This window comes from Oerskovia jenensis (assembly GCF_016907235.1).
Lineage (GTDB): Bacteria > Actinomycetota > Actinomycetes > Actinomycetales > Cellulomonadaceae > Oerskovia > Oerskovia jenensis.
In genome coordinates this window covers 3,752,748-3,768,494 of the sequence record NZ_JAFBBO010000001.1, presented here as the reverse complement: position 1 = coordinate 3,768,494, position 15,747 = coordinate 3,752,748, and the positions used below count along the sequence as shown (strand labels likewise).

Genomic DNA, 15,747 nt, shown 5'->3' with positions numbered 1-15,747 from the left:
CACGGTGCGCGCCCGGTGGGGAACACGCCGTCGGGCCGTCCCCCCGCGCCTCCCCGCCCACCCGGGCGGAGAATGCAGGGCATGGACGAGGCCGTCGTACTCCTGGTCATCACCGGTGCCCTGGCCGTCACGGCCGCGGCGCGGCACTGGGACCTGCCCGCTCCCCTCCTGCTCGTCGTGGTCGGGCTCGGCGTCTCGCTGATACCCGCGGTCCCGCACGTCGAGCTGGCCCCCGAGGTGCTGCTCGGCGTCATCCTGCCGCCGCTGCTCTTCTCGGCGGCCACCGGGAGCTCCTACCAGGACTTCCGCACGTCGCTCCACGCGATCGTGCGCCTGGGAGTCGGGCTCGTGGTCGTCACGGCGCTCGCCGTGGCCTGGGTCGCGACGATCCTGCTGCCCGACCTGCCGTTCGCCGCCGCACTCGTGCTGGGCGCCGTCGTCGCTCCCCCCGACGCGGTCTCCGCCGCCGCGGTCGGTCGACGGCTCGGTCTGCCCCGCCGCGTCATGACCCTGCTCGGCGGCGAGAGCCTCATCAACGACGCGACCTCGCTCACCCTCTACAAGGTCGCCCTCGCCGGCGTCGCCACGGGCGCGTGGGTCTGGACCGAGGGCATCGGGGTCTTCACGCTCGCCGTCGTCGTCGGCGTGGGCGTCGGCCTCGTCATGGGCATCGGGATGCACGCCGCGCGGCTGCGGCTCGCCGACCCGCTCCTCACGAGCGTCGCCGGGATCATCCTCCCGTTCGCGGCCTACTGGATCGCGGAGGAGCTCAGCGGCTCGGGCGTGCTGGCCGTCGTCGCCGCGGGCCTCTACCTGGGGCACACCGCCCCGACCGCGGGCTACGAGACCCGCCTCGTCGAAGAACCCCTGTGGGACAGCCTCGACCTGCTGCTCGAGGCCATCACGTTCGCGCTCATCGGGCTCCAGCTCAAGTTCGTCGTCGAGACCGTCGTGGACTCCGACGAAGGGCTGCGGACCGCGGTCTGGGTGTCCCTCGCGGCCCTCGCGGTGACCATGGCGATCAGGCCCGTCTACGTCTTCGCGACGTCCTGGCTCGACCGCGTGCACCTGCCCGGCTCGAGACGGTCGCGCGGCGACCAGCTCGACTGGCGCGAGTCGCTGGTCGTCTCGTCCGCAGGCATGCGCGGCGTCGTCACGCTCGCCGCCGCGGCCGCCATCCCCGCGACGCTCGGCGGGGCCGAGTTCCCCGGCCGGGCCACGATCCAGCTCGCGGCCTTCACGGTCGCGATCGGCACGCTCCTCCTGCAGGGCGTGACGCTGCCGTGGGTCATCCGGCGGCTCGGCGTCGGCGGGGAGGACGAGGCCGCGAGCGACGCCGCCGAGGAGGCGCGGGTCCGCCGGCTCATGGCCGATGCGCAGGCCGACGCCATCGCGCGGGCCACCACGGAATGGGCTCCCGTGATCGGCGAGGAGAAGGCCGAGGCCACCCGCGCGGCGATGTCCGCCGCGATCGTCGGCCGCGCCCAGGCCGCAGCCCGGCTCCTGTCCCCCGAGTCGGAGGCCGAGGAACCGGTCGAGCAGGCCCCCGTCCGTGCGCGCCCCGCGAGCGGTCGCGCCTTTCCCGTGGCCCGCCCCGGTGACCGGTCGGAGGACCTTCGGCGGCTCAACGCGCTGCGCGCCGACATGAACAAGGCCCAACGACAGGTGCTGGTCGACGAGCGCGACGCCGGACGTCTCAACGAGGCAGTGATGCGCAGGATCCTGCGCGAGCTGGACATCGAGGCCGAGGCCCTGGCCGAGTCCTGGGTCAACCGGATCTGACGGGACCCGTCAGAGAAGGCCACCGTGCTCGACGACACCCTCGGTGAACTCGAAGTGCCACGGCTCGTAGGCGCCGCCTCCGCCGCGCTTGGCCCACGACGGGTTGGCCCAGCCGTACAGGCCGCCGTTCCTGGTGATCCACGAGTAGACCTCACGGTTGCCCGTCTCGCTCGAGCACAGGTCGATCGCGAGGCCCCAGCCGTGGAACGAGGTCCCGGGCTTGGCCGCGAACCCCCCGCGCGAGCCCTTGAGCGAGACCTGCGACGCGATGGTCCGGTAGCTCGAGACCAGGCACATGTCACGACCGAACGTCGACCGGAAGGCCTCGTTCATGGCCGACAGCGCGACCGCCGCGTCCGGACGCAACGACTCCCCCGGCTGCCACAGGTCGCACAACTCGTGCCCGGTGAGCCGACCGTTGGCGCTCGTGACCTTGACCGTGGGGTCGCAGTTGGGCAGCGGCGCACGCTCGACCGAGCGGCTCGCGGCCTGGGCCCGGCCGTCGATCTTCGGGGCCGACGCGACGTACTCGGACGTGGCCTCTGCCGCGGTCGGGTTGCTCACGAGGTCCAGGGCGCTCGGCCCGGTCGGCGTCCCGTCCGGGCCGAAGGGGGCTGCGGGGCCGTCCTGCGCTCCGGCCGACAACGGCATGGCGATGGTCGCGACCGCGAGCGTCCCGAGGACCGCCATGCGAGGAGCCCAGCGCTGGTGCGAGGGGATCTCCGCCCGACGGCGCCCCTTGTGCCCGGTGTCCGCCTCGCGCCGAGCGCGTCGGGAGTCGGAGGACTGGGACGTCGACACCGACTCCACCGGACCTCCGTTCGAGGAACCGCCCGGACACCTCGCGGTGGCCGGAACGGTACAGACGACAAGAAACACACTGCAGCTCGCGGAAAGGACGACCCTCCTCTACCGGAGGAACCGTGCCAGACGAAGCATCGGACACGATATCCGTGGGCGGTCGGTAAGCCAAGTCCCCTGTTCACCGGGCCGCGGAGCGGGCGGGCGCAGGACAGGACGCGTCCGCCGCGCCCCGTCCGCCCGGGGTCGGGCCCGGCACGTCCCGGCCCGGCAGGTCCCGGTCGTGCCCGGTCCGGCCAGGCACGACCGGGCTCAGTGGACGCGACGCTGCATCGCGTCCCGCACCTCTCCGACGAGCTCCTCCAGGATGTCCTCGAGGAAGACGACGCCCAGGGCGCCGGGACCGCGGTCCGGCGCGCCGGCGTCGGGCCCTGCGGCGGCCGGGACTCCCGGGACTCCCGGGCCTCCCAGGACGTCGCCCTCGCGGTCCTCCCGCCCCGCGTCCACACGCGCCAGGTGCGCGCCCGACCGCTGCATCGCCCGCAGGGTGTCCTCGATCTCGTCACCCGGCTCGGCCGTCGCGAGCGCGCGCACCCGCCACGAGGGCACCGGCAGGAACCGGTCCTCGCCGCTCGCGTACAGCACGTCCTTGAGGTGCAGGTAGCCGACGAGCTCACCGTGCACGTCGGCGACCGGGAACCGGCTGAAGCCCGTCTTGGCGACCAGGCGCTCGATCTCGTCGGGCGTGCACCCCTCGACCACGGTCACCAGGCGCTCGACCGGCACCATGACCTCGGCCGCCGTGCGTTCCGAGAACTCGATGGCCCCCGAGAGCAGGCCCTGCTCGTCCTGGAGGATGCCCTCGGCCTGCGAGTGCTCGACGATCGACTGCACCTGCTCGGCCGTGAAGACCGAGGCGACCTCGTCCTTGGGCTCGACGCCGGTCCAGCGCACCACGTGGTTCGCGAGCCAGTTGAGCGAGACGATGATCGGCTTGAGGATGCGGCCCAGCACCACGAGCGGCGGCCCGAACCACATGACGGCCTTCTCCGGGCCCGACACCGCGAGGTTCTTGGGGACCATCTCGCCGAGGACCACGTGCAGGTAGACCACGATCGACAACGCGACGACGAACGCGATGGGGTGCGTGAGCGACGGGCTCACGCCCAGGGCGTGCAGCGGCACCTCGATGAGGTGCGCGACGGCCGGTTCCGCGACGACACCGAGCCCGACCGAGCACACCGTGACGCCGAGCTGGGCGCACGCGAGCATGAGCGAGACGTGCTCCATGGCCCACAGGACCGTCTGGGCGCGGCGGTTCCCCTGCGCGGCGAGGGGCTCGATCGCGCTGCGACGGGCCGAGATGATCGCGAACTCCGCGCCCACGAAGAACGCGTTGGCCGCCAGCAGGAACAGGCCCAGGAGGAGGGCGGCGGTCGAGCTCACCGTGCACCTCCGGACGTCGAGGAGTCCTCACCCGAGCGCGGCACCGCGCCAGGGGGACGTTCGGGCGCGGGCCAGCGCGGAGTGCTCGGGGACGGCGCCCCACCCGCTCGGGACCCGGCCTCGCCGTCGGGCTCGTCGGGCTCGTCGGGCTCGTCGGGCGACGCGAGCACGCGCACCCGGAGGCGCTCGACGCGGCGCCCCTCCATGGCCTCGACCCGTAGCACGACGACCCCTGCCCGGACCTCGTCGCCCACCTCGGGCACCCGGCCCAGGTCGGCCATGACCAGCCCACCCAGGGTCTCGTACGCACCGTCCTCGGGGACCTCGAGACCCGTCGACTCCAGGAGCTCGTCCGGGCGGATGACCCCCGGGACGATCCACGAACCGTCCGTCCCCCGCGCCACGCCGGCCCGGCGGGGATCGTGCTCGTCCGCGACGTCGCCCACGAGCTCCTCGACCACGTCCTCGAGCGTCACGACGCCGGACGTGCCGCCGTACTCGTCGACGACGACGGCCATCTGCAGGCCGAACCCGCGCAGCTCGACGAGCAGCGGACCCAGCGCGACCGTCTCCGGGACGCGGGGGGCCTCGACCATGAGAGCGGCCGCAGGCACCTCGGAGCGGCGCTCGTGCGGTACCCCGACGGCCCGTCGCAGGTGGACGAGGCCGAGCACGTCGTCGCGGTCCTCGCCGATCACGGGAAAGCGCGAGTGGCCCGAGGTGCGCGCGAGCGCCACGACGTCCGCGGCCGTGTCGTCACGACGCAGGACCACCATGCGCATGCGGTCCGTCATGACGTCGACCGCGCTGAGCTCGTCGAGCTCGATCGAGTTGGTCAGGAGCGTGGCGACGGCGGTGTTCAGGGTGCCCTCCTGGGCCGAACGCTTGACGAGTGCCGCGAGCTCCGAGGCCGAGCGTGCCCCCGAGAGCTCCTCACGAGGCTCGACGCCCACGCGCCGCAGGATCGCGTTCGCCGAGCCGTTGAGCACCGAGATGACCGGTCGGAAGAGCTTGGTGAACTGGCGCTGGACCGGGACCACCTGTCGGGCCGTGGCGTACGGGGTCGAGAGCGCGAAGTTCTTGGGGATGAGCTCACCGAAGAGCATCGAGAAGAGGTTCACCACGACGAGCGCCAGGACCACCGCGAGGACCGTGGCCGCGCTCGCCCCGAGCGCCGTGCTCCCGAGAGCGTCACCGATGAGGTTCTGGAGGGCGGGCTGGGCCGTGTAGCCGAGCAGGATGGTCGTGATCGTGATGCCGACCTGCGCCGACGAGAGCTCGGTCGACAGGTGCTTGAGGCCCACCCGGACGCTGCGGTCGCGACGGTCGCTGCGCGCCCGGGCCGCGTGGCCGCCCACCTCGCGCGCACCACCCGGCGGAGCGTCGTCCGGACCGCCCTGCTCGTCGTCTTCGGCGGTCCCGGGCTTGGTCAGGACGGCGGGGTCGAGGGTCACGAGGGAGAACTCGCTCGCCACGAAGACTGCTGTACCTGCGGTCAGGAGCACCCCCAGCGCGACCATCAACCAGTCGCCTACCACGGGGTGCTCCACGGATATCGGGGTGTGCTCTTCATCGTGGCAACGATGCTATCGGCCCGAGGCGAGGCGTCCATCCGGAGCAGCGCACCCGGTCCCGCTTCGCCCCGCTCACCGGACGAGCACCGAACGCCCACCGGAACACCACGGACATCAGCGGAACTTTCGCCCGTCCTGCGGCCATCGTCGCCTCGCTTGTGCCACGCTGGTGCCATGACAGCCAGCGCATTCCCCACCGGTACCGGCGCGACGAGCGCTGGTGGACCCGCAGGCACACCCGCGCAGTCCGCGAACATCCTCGTGGTCGAGGACGAGCCGGCCATCGCCACAGCCATCGCCCAGCGCCTGAGCGCCGAGGGCTGGCGTGTCGAGGTCGCCCGCGACGGGCTCTCGGGCGTCGAGGCCGCGACCCGCCTGCGACCCGACGTGATCGTGCTCGACGTCATGCTGCCGGGCATCGACGGCCTCGAGGTCACGCGCCGCATCCAGGCCGAGCAGCCGGTCCCCATCCTCATGCTGACCGCCCGCGACGACGAGACGGACATGCTCATCGGGCTCGGCGTCGGCGCCGACGACTACATGACCAAGCCCTTCTCGATGCGCGAGCTGGTCGCCCGGGTCAAGGCGCTGCTCCGGCGCGTCGACCGCGCGGCCCAGGCGGCGACGTCGACCCCCACGGACCCGCCGATGGTCGTGGGCGACGTCGTGATCGACCGGGCCCAGCGGCGCGTGCACCGCGCGGGCGAGGAGGTCCACCTGACCCCCACGGAGTTCGAGCTGCTCGTCATGCTGGCCAGCTCCCCCAAGACCGTGCTCACCCGCGAGCGCCTCCTCGCCGAGGTCTGGGACTGGGCCGACGCGAGCGGGACCCGCACGGTCGACTCCCACATCAAGGCCCTGCGCCGCAAGCTCGGGCCGGACCTGATCCGCACCGTGCACGGCGTCGGGTACGCGTTCGAGCCCCCGGTCGCGTGACCTCCGGCCCCCGGACCATCCGCCCCCACCTCCCGGACGTCCGGCCACTCGACTCGTTCCGGTCGCTCAAGATCAAGCTCGGCGTGCTGGTCTTCGCGACGGTCACGCTCGCGGTCCTCATCACCTGGCTCGGTCAGCAGAACAAGCTCGGACCGACCCGCACGTTCCCCCTCGCGATCGTGCTCTCGCTCCTGCTCACGCAGATCCTCGCGCGCGGCATGACGTCGCCGCTGCGGGAGATGACCGCGGCGGCGCAGTCCATGGCCGACGGCGACTACAGCCGACGCGTGCGTGCGACGAGCCGCGACGAGGTGGGCCAGCTCGCCGTCGCCTTCAACATCATGGCCGAGGACCTCGCGTCCTCCGACCAGATGCGGCGCGAGCTCATCGCGAACGTCTCGCACGAGCTGCGCACCCCCATCGCGGCGCTGCAGGCCCAGCTCGAGAACGTCGTCGACGGCGTGAGCGAGGCGAACCCGGCGACCATGGAGATGGCGCTCGCCCAGACCGAGCGCCTGACGCGCCTCGTGACGTACCTCCTGGACCTGTCCCGGATCGAGGCGGGGGCCGCGGCGCTCAACGTCCAGGACGTCCCGCTCGGCGACTTCCTCGAGGAGAACGCCGACGCCGTCTCCATGGTCGAGGCCGGCAAGCAGCTGCGGTACGTGATCGACGTGACCCCGGAGGACCTGACGCTCCCCGCGGACCCCGAGCGGCTGCGACAGATCATCACCAACCTGCTCCAGAACGCGATCCGCCACTCGCCCCAGGGCGGGGAGATCCGCCTCGAGGCCTACCCCGTGGACGACGACGTGGTGATCGAGGTCATCGATCAGGGGCCCGGCATCGCGAAGAAGGACCGCGAGCGGATCTTCGAACGCTTCGCCCGGGGCAACGCCCCCTCGCACGGCCACTCGTCCACGGGCGGGACCGGGATCGGGCTCGCGATCGTGCGCTGGGCGGTCGACCTGCACGGCGGGCGCATCGAGGTCGCGGACTCGCAGCAGGGGGCGACCATGCGCCTGACCTTCCCGGCCCACCCCGCACCGCACACCACGGGCCTCCTGGACGACCTCCCCGAGATCCTCGGGCACCCCGGAGTACCTCGTCCTGACGACCGGAAGGGACGAACCTCCGACACTGCCGAGTGAGACCTTCGTCACACTCGCACCGGGAAATACCCGGCGATGGTCTAAAACGACCTGACCTTTGGTCAGCGAACAGGTGACCGTTGCCCCCCCTTTTGCCTCGCGCAGACGTCTGGTGAAGAAGCAGCCGACACCCTGCACATTTCCACCGCCAGGGGCGCCGACGAGCAGACCGGAGGGCCTAGGCTTGACGGGTCCGGTTCCGGACTAGGTACCCGATATCCAGTGACGATCAGTGGTGAAAGTGGGCGATCCTCGCGTGTCCCCGAAGGCTGAGTCAGAGTCGATCAGCGCAGCAAGTTCTGTGTTCGGCGCCAACGAATGGCTTGTCGACGAGCTCTACGAGCAATACCTCAAGGACAAGAACGCGGTCGATCCCGCGTGGTGGGAGTTCTTCGCGGACTACCGTCCCGGGGACAAGGCGAGCGAGGTGAACGGGAGCGCCGCCCCCGCCGCAGGGACCTCGACGCCCGCCGTCGCGACCCCGGCTCCCGCGGTCCAGATCCCGGCGAACGCACCGGCAGCGCCGCCGGCCCGTCCCACGAGCGCCGTACCGGCGACCGACGGCTCTGCGGCCGGTGAGTCCGCCCAGCGCCCCAAGTCCCCCGTGGTCCCCGCCGACCCGACCGTCAACGCGGCGATCGCGGCCGTGAAGGCCAACCGCCCGGTCGCGACCGCGCAGCCCGCCACGGCGCCGTACGCGGCCGTGGCCGCCGCGAAGTCGAAGTCCGACGCGCCCGACGCCTCGGACGACGTGCAGAAGCTGCGCGGCCCCGCCGCGCGCGTCGTCGTGAACATGGAGGCGAGCCTCGAGGTCCCGACCGCGACCTCGGTGCGCGCCGTGCCGGCCAAGCTCATGGTCGACAACCGCATCGTGATCAACAACCACCTCGCCCGGGGGCGCGGCGGCAAGATCTCGTTCACGCACCTCATCGGCTACGCGCTCGTCGAGGCCCTCGGCGAGATGCCGGCCATGAACTCGAGCTACACCCAGCTCGACGGCAAGCCCGCGGTGAACAACCCGGCGCACGTCAACTTCGGTCTCGCGATCGACCTCGCCAAGCCGGACGGCACCCGCCAGCTCCTCGTGCCGAGCGTCAAGAAGGCCGAGCAGATGGACTTCGCCCAGTTCTGGGCGGCCTACGAGGACCTGGTGCGCCGGGCCCGCGGCAACAAGCTCACCGTCGACGACTTCGCCGGCACGACCATCTCGCTCACCAACCCGGGCGGCATCGGCACCGTGCACTCGGTCCCGCGCCTCATGCAGGGCCAGGGCACGATCATCGGCGTCGGCGCGATGGACTACCCCGCGGAGTTCGCGGGCGCCTCGGTCGAGCAGCTCGCGCGCCTCGGCGTCTCGAAGGTCCTGACGATCACGTCGACCTACGACCACCGCATCATCCAGGGCGCCCAGTCCGGCGAGTTCCTGCGCATCCTCGGGACCAAGCTGATCGGTGAGGACGGGTTCTACGACCGCGTCTTCGCCGCGCTGCGCATCCCCTACGAGCCGGTCCGCTGGACCCGCGACAACACGACGGACGCCGAGATCGAGGCGGCCAAGCCCGCCAAGATCGCCGAGCTCATCCACTCGTTCCGCTCGCGCGGCCACCTCATGGCCGACACGGACCCGCTCGCCTACCGTCAGCGCAAGCACCCCGACCTGGACGTCCAGACCCACGACCTCACGCTGTGGGACCTGGACCGCACCTTCCCCACGGGCGGGTTCGGCGGCAAGACCAAGTCGACGCTGCGCGACATCCTCGGCCTGCTGCGCGACTCGTACTGCCGCTCGATCGGCATCGAGTACATGCACCTCGCGGACCGCGCCCAGCGTCGCTGGCTCCAGGAGCGCCTCGAGTCCGGGTACGCCCGCACCCCGCGCGAGGACCAGCTGCGCATCCTGCGCCGCCTGAACTCCGCGGAGGCGTTCGAGACCTTCCTGCAGACCAAGTTCGTCGGCCAGAAGCGCTTCTCGCTCGAGGGCGGCGAGTCCGTCATCCCGCTGCTCGACGCCGTCCTGTCCAAGGCGGCCGACGGCGGCCTCGACGAGGTCTGCATCGGTATGGCCCACCGTGGCCGCCTCAACGTCCTCGCGAACATCGCGGGCAAGAGCTACGCCCAGATCTTCGCCGAGTTCGAGGGCAACCAGGACCCCAAGAGCGTCCAGGGCTCGGGAGACGTCAAGTACCACCTCGGCACCGAGGGCACGTTCTCGGCCGAGTCGGGTGCGCAGACGCGCGTCTACCTCGCGGCCAACCCCTCGCACCTCGAGGCGGTCGACCCGGTGCTCGAGGGCATCGTGCGCGCCAAGCAGGACCGCATCGACCTGGGCGGCGACGGCTTCTCCGTCCTGCCGATCCTCATCCACGGCGACGCGGCCTTCGCGGGCCAGGGCGTGGTCCCCGAGGTCCTGAACCTCGCGCAGCTCCGCGGCTACCGCACGGGCGGCACGATCCACGTCATCATCAACAACCAGGTCGGCTTCACCACGGGCCCGTCCTCGTCGCGCTCGACGCTCTACTCGACCGACGTCGCCAAGGGCTACCAGGTCCCGATCTTCCACGTGAACGGTGACGACCCCGAGGCGTGCGTGCGCGTCGCCGAGCTCGCCTTCGCGTTCCGCGAGCAGTTCGACCGCGACGTGATCATCGACATGATCTGCTACCGCCGTCGCGGGCACAACGAGGGCGACGACCCCTCGATGACGCAGCCGCTCATGTACAACCTCATCGAGGCCAAGCGCTCGGTGCGCAAGCTCTACACCGAGAACCTCGTCGCGCGCGGCGACATCACGCTCGAGGAGGCCGAGCACGTCCTGCAGGACTACCAGGCCCAGCTCGAGCGCGTCTTCACCGAGACCAAGGAAGGCGGCTTCACGCCGTCGCCCGCCACCGAGCCCGTCGCGGGCCTCGAGCGCCCCGAGTCCCAGCGCGAGGACGCCGGCACGATGGTCGGGTGGAAGACCGCGATCGACCAGTCGATCATCGAGCGCGTGGGTCAGGTGCACGTCTCGCCGCCCGAGGGCTTCACGGTCCACCCCAAGCTGGCGCAGCTCCTCGAGAAGCGCAACCAGATGTCCGCCAACGGCGGCATCGACTGGGGCTACGGCGAGCTGCTCGCGTTCGGTTCGCTGCTCGTCGAGGGCACGCCCGTGCGCCTCGCCGGGCAGGACTCGCGCCGTGGCACGTTCGTGCAGCGTCACGCGGTCCTGCACGACCGCGAGACCGGCGCCGAGTGGACCCCGCTGCTGTACCTGTCGGCGGACCAGGCGAAGTTCTGGGTCTACGACTCCTCCCTGAGCGAGTACGCGGCCCTCGGCTTCGAGTACGGCTACTCGGTCGAGCGCCCTGACGCCCTGGTGCTGTGGGAGGCGCAGTTCGGCGACTTCGTCAACGGCGCCCAGACCGTCATCGACGAGTTCATCTCCTCGGCCGAGCAGAAGTGGGGCCAGAACTCCTCGGTCGTCATGCTGCTGCCGCACGGCTACGAGGGCCAGGGACCGGACCACTCGTCGGCGCGTATCGAGCGCTTCCTGCAGATGTGCGCCGAGAACAACCTCACGGTCGCGCAGCCGTCCACGCCGGCGTCGTACTTCCACCTGCTGCGTCAGCAGGCGTACGCCCGTCCGCGTCGTCCGCTCGTGGTGTTCACGCCCAAGCAGCTGCTGCGTCTCAAGGCGGCCGCGTCCGGGGTCGAGGACTTCACGACCGGCACGTTCCAGCCGGTGCTCGGGGACCCGACGGCGAACCCCGCGTCCGTGGACCGCGTCCTGCTCTGCACGGGCCGCGTCTACTACGACCTGGTCGCCGAGCGCGCCAAGCGTGGGGACGACAAGACGGCGATCGTCCGCCTCGAGCAGCTCTACCCGCTCGACGTGGACGGCATCCGCCGGGAGCTCGCCACGTACGCGGGCGCCGAGGTCGTGTGGGTCCAGGACGAGCCGGAGAACCAGGGTGCGTGGTCGTTCGTCCACGTGAACCTGCCCGAGGACCTGCCGCGCGTCCGGGTCGTCGCGCGCCCGGCGTCGGCCTCGACCGCCGCCGGCACGGCCAAGAAGCACCAGGCCCAGCAGGCCGTCCTGCTCGAGCAGGCGTTCGCCCGCTGAGCAGGGCTCCCGGGCCGACCACCTGAGGGTCACGACGAAGGCCGCCTCCCCGTCCGGGGAGGCGGCCTTCGTCGTCGCTGCCCGGCACACCGGGCAGGAAGGAGGGTGGGCGAGGCCACCTACCAGCGGCCGTGGACCTGCTCGCGCAGATGACGGTCGTAGATCTCGCGGACGCCCGACGCGAACAAGGGCCCCAGCACCTCCGCCGAGCCGGCTGCCGCGTTGGCGCGGGCCTGCTCGACGTTGCGGGCCCCGGGGATCACGGTCGAGACGCCGGGCTGCTGCCAGATCCAGGCGATCGCGGCCTGCGAGGCGGTCACGTCCGGGCCGAGCACGTCGTGCACGAGCGCGGTGAACTCCCCCGCCGCGGTGAGGCCGGTCGCGAAGTCCACCCCGGAGAAGGTCTCGCCGACGTCGAACGCGGAGCCGTCGCGGTTGAAGCTCCGGTGGTCGTTCTCGGCGAACGTCGTCTCGCGCGTGTACTTCCCGGACAGCAGGCCCGAGGCCAGCGGGACGCGCGCGATGATCCCCACCCCTGCCTCGGAGGCCGCGGGGAGCACCTCGTCGAGAGGCTTGAGCCGGAACGCGTTGAGGATGATCTGCACGGTCGCGACACCGGGGCGCGCGATGGCCGCGAGCGCCTCGTCGACGGTCTCGACGCTCACGCCGTAGGCCGCGATCGAGCCCTCTGCCACGAGCGTGTCGAGCGCGTCGTACACCTGGTCGTCCTCGACGACCGACGACGGCGGGCAGTGGAGCTGGACCAGGTCCAGGCGCTCGGTGCGCAGGTTCCGGCGGGACCTGTCGGTCCACTCGCGGAAGTTCGCGAGCGTGTAGCTCTCGGGCTCCTGGGGGGCTCGACGGCCCATCTTGGTCGCGACGGTGATCCCCGAGCCGGGATTGTCCGCGAGGTAGGAGCCGATGATCTCCTCGCTGCGGCCGTCGCCGTAGACGTCGGCCGTGTCGAAGAAGGTCACGCCCGACTCGGCCGAGGCGTCGAGCACGGCGCGGGCGTCGGCCTCGCTGACCTCGCCCCAGTCCGCCCCGAGCTGCCACGTGCCGAGACCGACGACCGAGACCAGTCGTCCGGTGCGTCCGAGCACTCGTCGTTCCATGTGTTCCTCCTCGTCCTGCGGGTGGTGCTCCCGGCTCCGGCAGAGCCCGAGGCGGTGCGTCGCTGGGCCGCGTGCCCGCGGGGGCAGCACGACCGGGTTCTACTGTCCCTGTTCAACGGACGTTCCGCACCCAGTAACGTGTGTGATCGTGAACATCACCCCACCCTCCGGCTCCCAGATCCGCATCGAGCACGGTGACCACCGTGCCACGCTCACGGAGGTCGGTGCCACGGTCCGGGAGTACTCGGTCGGCGGACGTGAGGTCTTCACGCCGTTCGCCGAGGACGAGATCGCCCCCGCGTCGCACGGCGCGGTGCTGCTCCCCTGGCCCAACCGGCTGCGCGACGGTCGGTACACGTTCGACGGGATCGAGCACCAGCTCCCCCTCACCGAGGTGCCGCGGAGCACGGCCATCCACGGCCTGGTGTGCTGGGAGCGCTGGGACGTCGTCGAGCAGTCCCCCTCGGCCGTGACCTTCGAGCTGCACCTCGTCCCCACGCCCGGCTATCCGTTCGACCTCGTCGCCCGCGTCACGTACGCACTGAGCGACGCGGGGCTGCGCGTCACGGCCCGCACGACGAACGTGGGCTCGTCCGACGCTCCCTACGGCGTCGGGTTCCACCCGTGGCTGTCCCCGGGCGACGCGTCGGTCGACGAGTGCACGCTGCGCCTCGACGCGAGCACGCGCGTGACCACGGACGACCGGCTGCTGCCCACGGGCACCGAGCCCGCAGCGGGAGACTTCGACCTGCGCGAGCCCCGCCTGCTCGCGGGCATCGTGCTCGACGACGCCTACGTCGACGTCCTGCGGGACGAGGACGGTCTGTCGTGGATGCGCCTGGCCGCTCCCGACGGCCGCACGGCCGCGGTGTGGACGGACTCCTCGATGGGCACCTGGCAGGTCTGCACGGGCGACGCCGTCGCCGCGGCGCGGTACCGGCGCACGGGGGTCGCGGCCGAGCCCATGAGCTGCGTCGCGGACGCGTTCCGGACGGGTGAGCGCCTCGTCCGGCTCGCCCCCGGGGCCTCGCACGAGGCCGTGTGGGGCGCGACCCTCCTCTGACGCGATGCCGCCCGACCGGCCGGACATCCCGCACGGGAGCCCGGTCGTGACAGACAATGGTGCGCGAGCGAACGAGGAGCACATCACCGTGGGAGAACCTGAAGTACGGATCTGCGTGGTCGGCGACGAGCTGAGCGCGGGCGTCGGCGACGCCAAGGGCCTCGGCTGGGCCGGGCGCGTGATCGCGCGCACCCGTTTTCCCGGGACGGCGATGGTCTTCCCCCTCGCGATCCCGGGCGAGACGACGACGGCGATGAGCCAGCGGTGGGACGCCGAGACGAGCAGGCGCTTCGATCACGATCCGGAGGCCGACAACCGGCTCGTCCTCGCCCTGGGCCGTCACGACCTCGACGCCGGCCTGTCGGTGGCCCGGTCGCGGCTCAACCTGGCCAACGTCCTGGACGTGGCCGAGCACCGCCGGTTGCCCACGTTCGTCGTCGGCCCGCCGCCGGGCCGTCCCGAGGACAACGACCGGGTCGCCGAGCTCTCGGCCGCCTTCGCGGACGTGGCGAACCGGCGTCGGGTCCCGTACGTCGACACGTTCACGCCGCTGGTCACGCACGAGCAGTGGCTCGCGGACCTCGCGACGAGCAGCGGCGGGTACCCGGGCCAGGCGGGCTACGGCCTCATGGCGTGGCTCGTCCTGCACACGGGCTGGCACGCATGGCTCGGCCTGCCCGACGACGTCACGTAGCACGAGCGCCCTGCCCGACGACGAGGACCCGGCCACCCCGCCGACGGTGACACCCGACCCACGGAGGGACCCGGACGGGCGGTGACGCCCGACGGGCGGTGACGCCCCACCCACGGTGACGCGCGCTTCGTGCCGAGACCGGACGCGAGCGGCCCGCGACCACCCGATGAGGGGTGGCCGCGGGCCGCTGCCGTGTCTCCGGGCGTGGGCCGCCCGGTCCTGGTCTCAGCCGCGCGAGACCGTGAGGTCGCCCGAGACCGTGCTGACCGAGACGTAGGCACCGCTCGTGCCCTCGGAGTGGTCCACGGACGTGGTGCGCGACTGCGCGCTGGGGACGGGGGCGCCGTCGAGCACGACCTTGCCCGTGACCGCGCGCGCCTTGAGGTTGACCCCTGCCCCCTCGCTCAGACGCAGGGTGACGTCACCCGAGACCGTCTTGGCCGTCACCAGGGGCGTCGTCTCGCGCGCCTCGACGACCACGTCCGCCGTGACCGTGCTGATGGTGACCCGCCCCAGGGCACCCTCGGCCTCGACGCGGCCCGAGGCCGTGCTGACCTTGAGGTCCCCCTCGTGCGTGCCGACCGAGACGCGGCCCGTGACGGACTTGACCGAGAGCGGGCCCGCGGTGTCGTTGACGGTGATCGTCCCGTCCGCCGTCGTCACCGAGACGGGTGCGCGTGTCCCGCTGATCGTCGCGGCGGCGCGGGCCGTGGCGACCTTGACCGCCAGGTGTGCCGGGAGCACGACCCGCACGGTCGCGGTGTCCTTGTCCTTGAGGCCGCGGACGCGGTCCACGACGCCCTCGACGCCGTCGAAGTCGTAGGCGATCTTGAGCTCGCCGTCGTGCGTCGTGATGCGCAGGGGGCGGGGGCTCACGTCGGTCACGTCGACGCTCGCGCCCGACTCGCGGCTCGGGTCGCTCACGACCTCGACGGCCCCGTTCGTGAGGCCCACGACGAGCGCGGACACCTCGGCGACCTCGATCTGCTGGGGTGCTGCGATGACCCAGGACTCGGTTCCCATGTCGTTCTCCTTCTCCGTCTGTGTGTCGTGCCGGTCGTCGTGCGGGATGTCGTGCTGTCG

11 protein-coding genes are annotated in these 15,747 nt (G+C 72.0%); 6 read left to right on the top strand and 5 right to left on the bottom strand.

Going from position 1 to position 15,747, the window contains the following annotated elements:
* Positions 1–81: 81 nt before the first annotated feature.
* Positions 82–1,782 (top strand): cation:proton antiporter, encoded by a 1,701-nt coding sequence (locus JOD49_RS16950; protein ID WP_205308217.1) that lies wholly within the window; start codon positions 82–84, stop codon positions 1,780–1,782.
* A 9-nt stretch (positions 1,783–1,791) separates the two neighbouring features.
* On the opposite strand, the gene JOD49_RS20595 is transcribed toward JOD49_RS16950, so the two are convergent.
* The 3 genes from JOD49_RS20595 to JOD49_RS16935 form a co-directional block, all read right to left on the bottom strand.
* Positions 1,792–2,583: a M15 family metallopeptidase gene (locus tag JOD49_RS20595; protein WP_205308216.1), complete on the bottom strand. Its 792-nt coding sequence runs from the start codon at positions 2,581–2,583 to the stop codon at positions 1,792–1,794.
* A 312-nt stretch (positions 2,584–2,895) separates the two neighbouring features.
* The gene (locus JOD49_RS16940) at positions 2,896–4,029 is read right to left on the bottom strand and encodes a hemolysin family protein (protein ID WP_205308215.1); all 1,134 of its coding nucleotides are present in this window, start codon (positions 4,027–4,029) and stop codon (positions 2,896–2,898) included.
* Positions 4,026–5,567, bottom strand: coding sequence for a hemolysin family protein (locus tag JOD49_RS16935; protein ID WP_307822607.1), 1,542 nt, complete (start codon positions 5,565–5,567; stop codon positions 4,026–4,028). The genes JOD49_RS16940 and JOD49_RS16935 overlap by 4 nt, the downstream gene beginning before the upstream one ends.
* A 210-nt stretch (positions 5,568–5,777) precedes the next feature.
* On the opposite strand from JOD49_RS16935, the gene JOD49_RS16930 reads away from it, so the two are divergent.
* From JOD49_RS16930 to JOD49_RS16920, 3 genes are all read left to right on the top strand, one after another.
* On the top strand, positions 5,778–6,539 hold the full coding sequence (locus tag JOD49_RS16930; RefSeq protein WP_225227495.1) for a response regulator transcription factor: 762 nt from the start codon (positions 5,778–5,780) through the stop codon (positions 6,537–6,539).
* On the top strand, positions 6,536–7,690 hold the full coding sequence (locus JOD49_RS16925) for a sensor histidine kinase (RefSeq protein ID WP_205308214.1): 1,155 nt from the start codon (positions 6,536–6,538) through the stop codon (positions 7,688–7,690). The genes JOD49_RS16930 and JOD49_RS16925 overlap by 4 nt, the downstream gene beginning before the upstream one ends.
* A gap of 256 nt (positions 7,691–7,946) precedes the next feature.
* A complete protein-coding gene (locus JOD49_RS16920; RefSeq protein ID WP_205308213.1) occupies positions 7,947–11,792 on the top strand; it encodes a multifunctional oxoglutarate decarboxylase/oxoglutarate dehydrogenase thiamine pyrophosphate-binding subunit/dihydrolipoyllysine-residue succinyltransferase subunit in 3,846 nt (1,281 codons plus the stop codon).
* Between the two features lie 119 nt (positions 11,793–11,911).
* Here JOD49_RS16920 and JOD49_RS16915 read toward each other — a convergent pair whose 3' ends face one another.
* A complete protein-coding gene (locus JOD49_RS16915) occupies positions 11,912–12,907 on the bottom strand; it encodes an aldo/keto reductase (protein WP_205308212.1) in 996 nt (331 codons plus the stop codon).
* A 148-nt stretch (positions 12,908–13,055) separates the two neighbouring features.
* Between JOD49_RS16915 and JOD49_RS16910 the strand changes: the two genes are divergently transcribed.
* Together JOD49_RS16910 and JOD49_RS16905 are read left to right on the top strand one after the other, a co-directional pair.
* Positions 13,056–13,970, top strand: a complete 915-nt coding sequence (locus tag JOD49_RS16910; RefSeq protein ID WP_307822606.1) for an aldose 1-epimerase family protein — start codon at positions 13,056–13,058, stop codon at positions 13,968–13,970.
* Between the two features lie 46 nt (positions 13,971–14,016).
* Complete coding sequence (locus JOD49_RS16905; RefSeq protein ID WP_307822605.1) at positions 14,017–14,664, top strand: GDSL-type esterase/lipase family protein; 648 nt, start codon at positions 14,017–14,019, stop codon at positions 14,662–14,664.
* Between the two features lie 225 nt (positions 14,665–14,889).
* Here JOD49_RS16905 and JOD49_RS16900 read toward each other — a convergent pair whose 3' ends face one another.
* The gene (locus tag JOD49_RS16900) at positions 14,890–15,687 is read right to left on the bottom strand and encodes a DUF4097 family beta strand repeat-containing protein (protein ID WP_205308209.1); all 798 of its coding nucleotides are present in this window, start codon (positions 15,685–15,687) and stop codon (positions 14,890–14,892) included.
* Between the last annotated feature and the right edge of the window lie 60 nt (positions 15,688–15,747).

Coding starts and splice junctions, on each gene's coding strand:
- JOD49_RS16930 (WP_225227495.1), top strand. CDS start 5,778: ATGACAGCCAGCGCATTCCCCACCGGTACCGGCGCGACGAGCGCTGGT.
- JOD49_RS16950 (WP_205308217.1), top strand. CDS start 82: ATGGACGAGGCCGTCGTACTCCTGGTCATCACCGGTGCCCTGGCCGTC.
- JOD49_RS16900 (WP_205308209.1), bottom strand. CDS start 15,687: ATGGGAACCGAGTCCTGGGTCATCGCAGCACCCCAGCAGATCGAGGTC.
- JOD49_RS16915 (WP_205308212.1), bottom strand. CDS start 12,907: ATGGAACGACGAGTGCTCGGACGCACCGGACGACTGGTCTCGGTCGTC.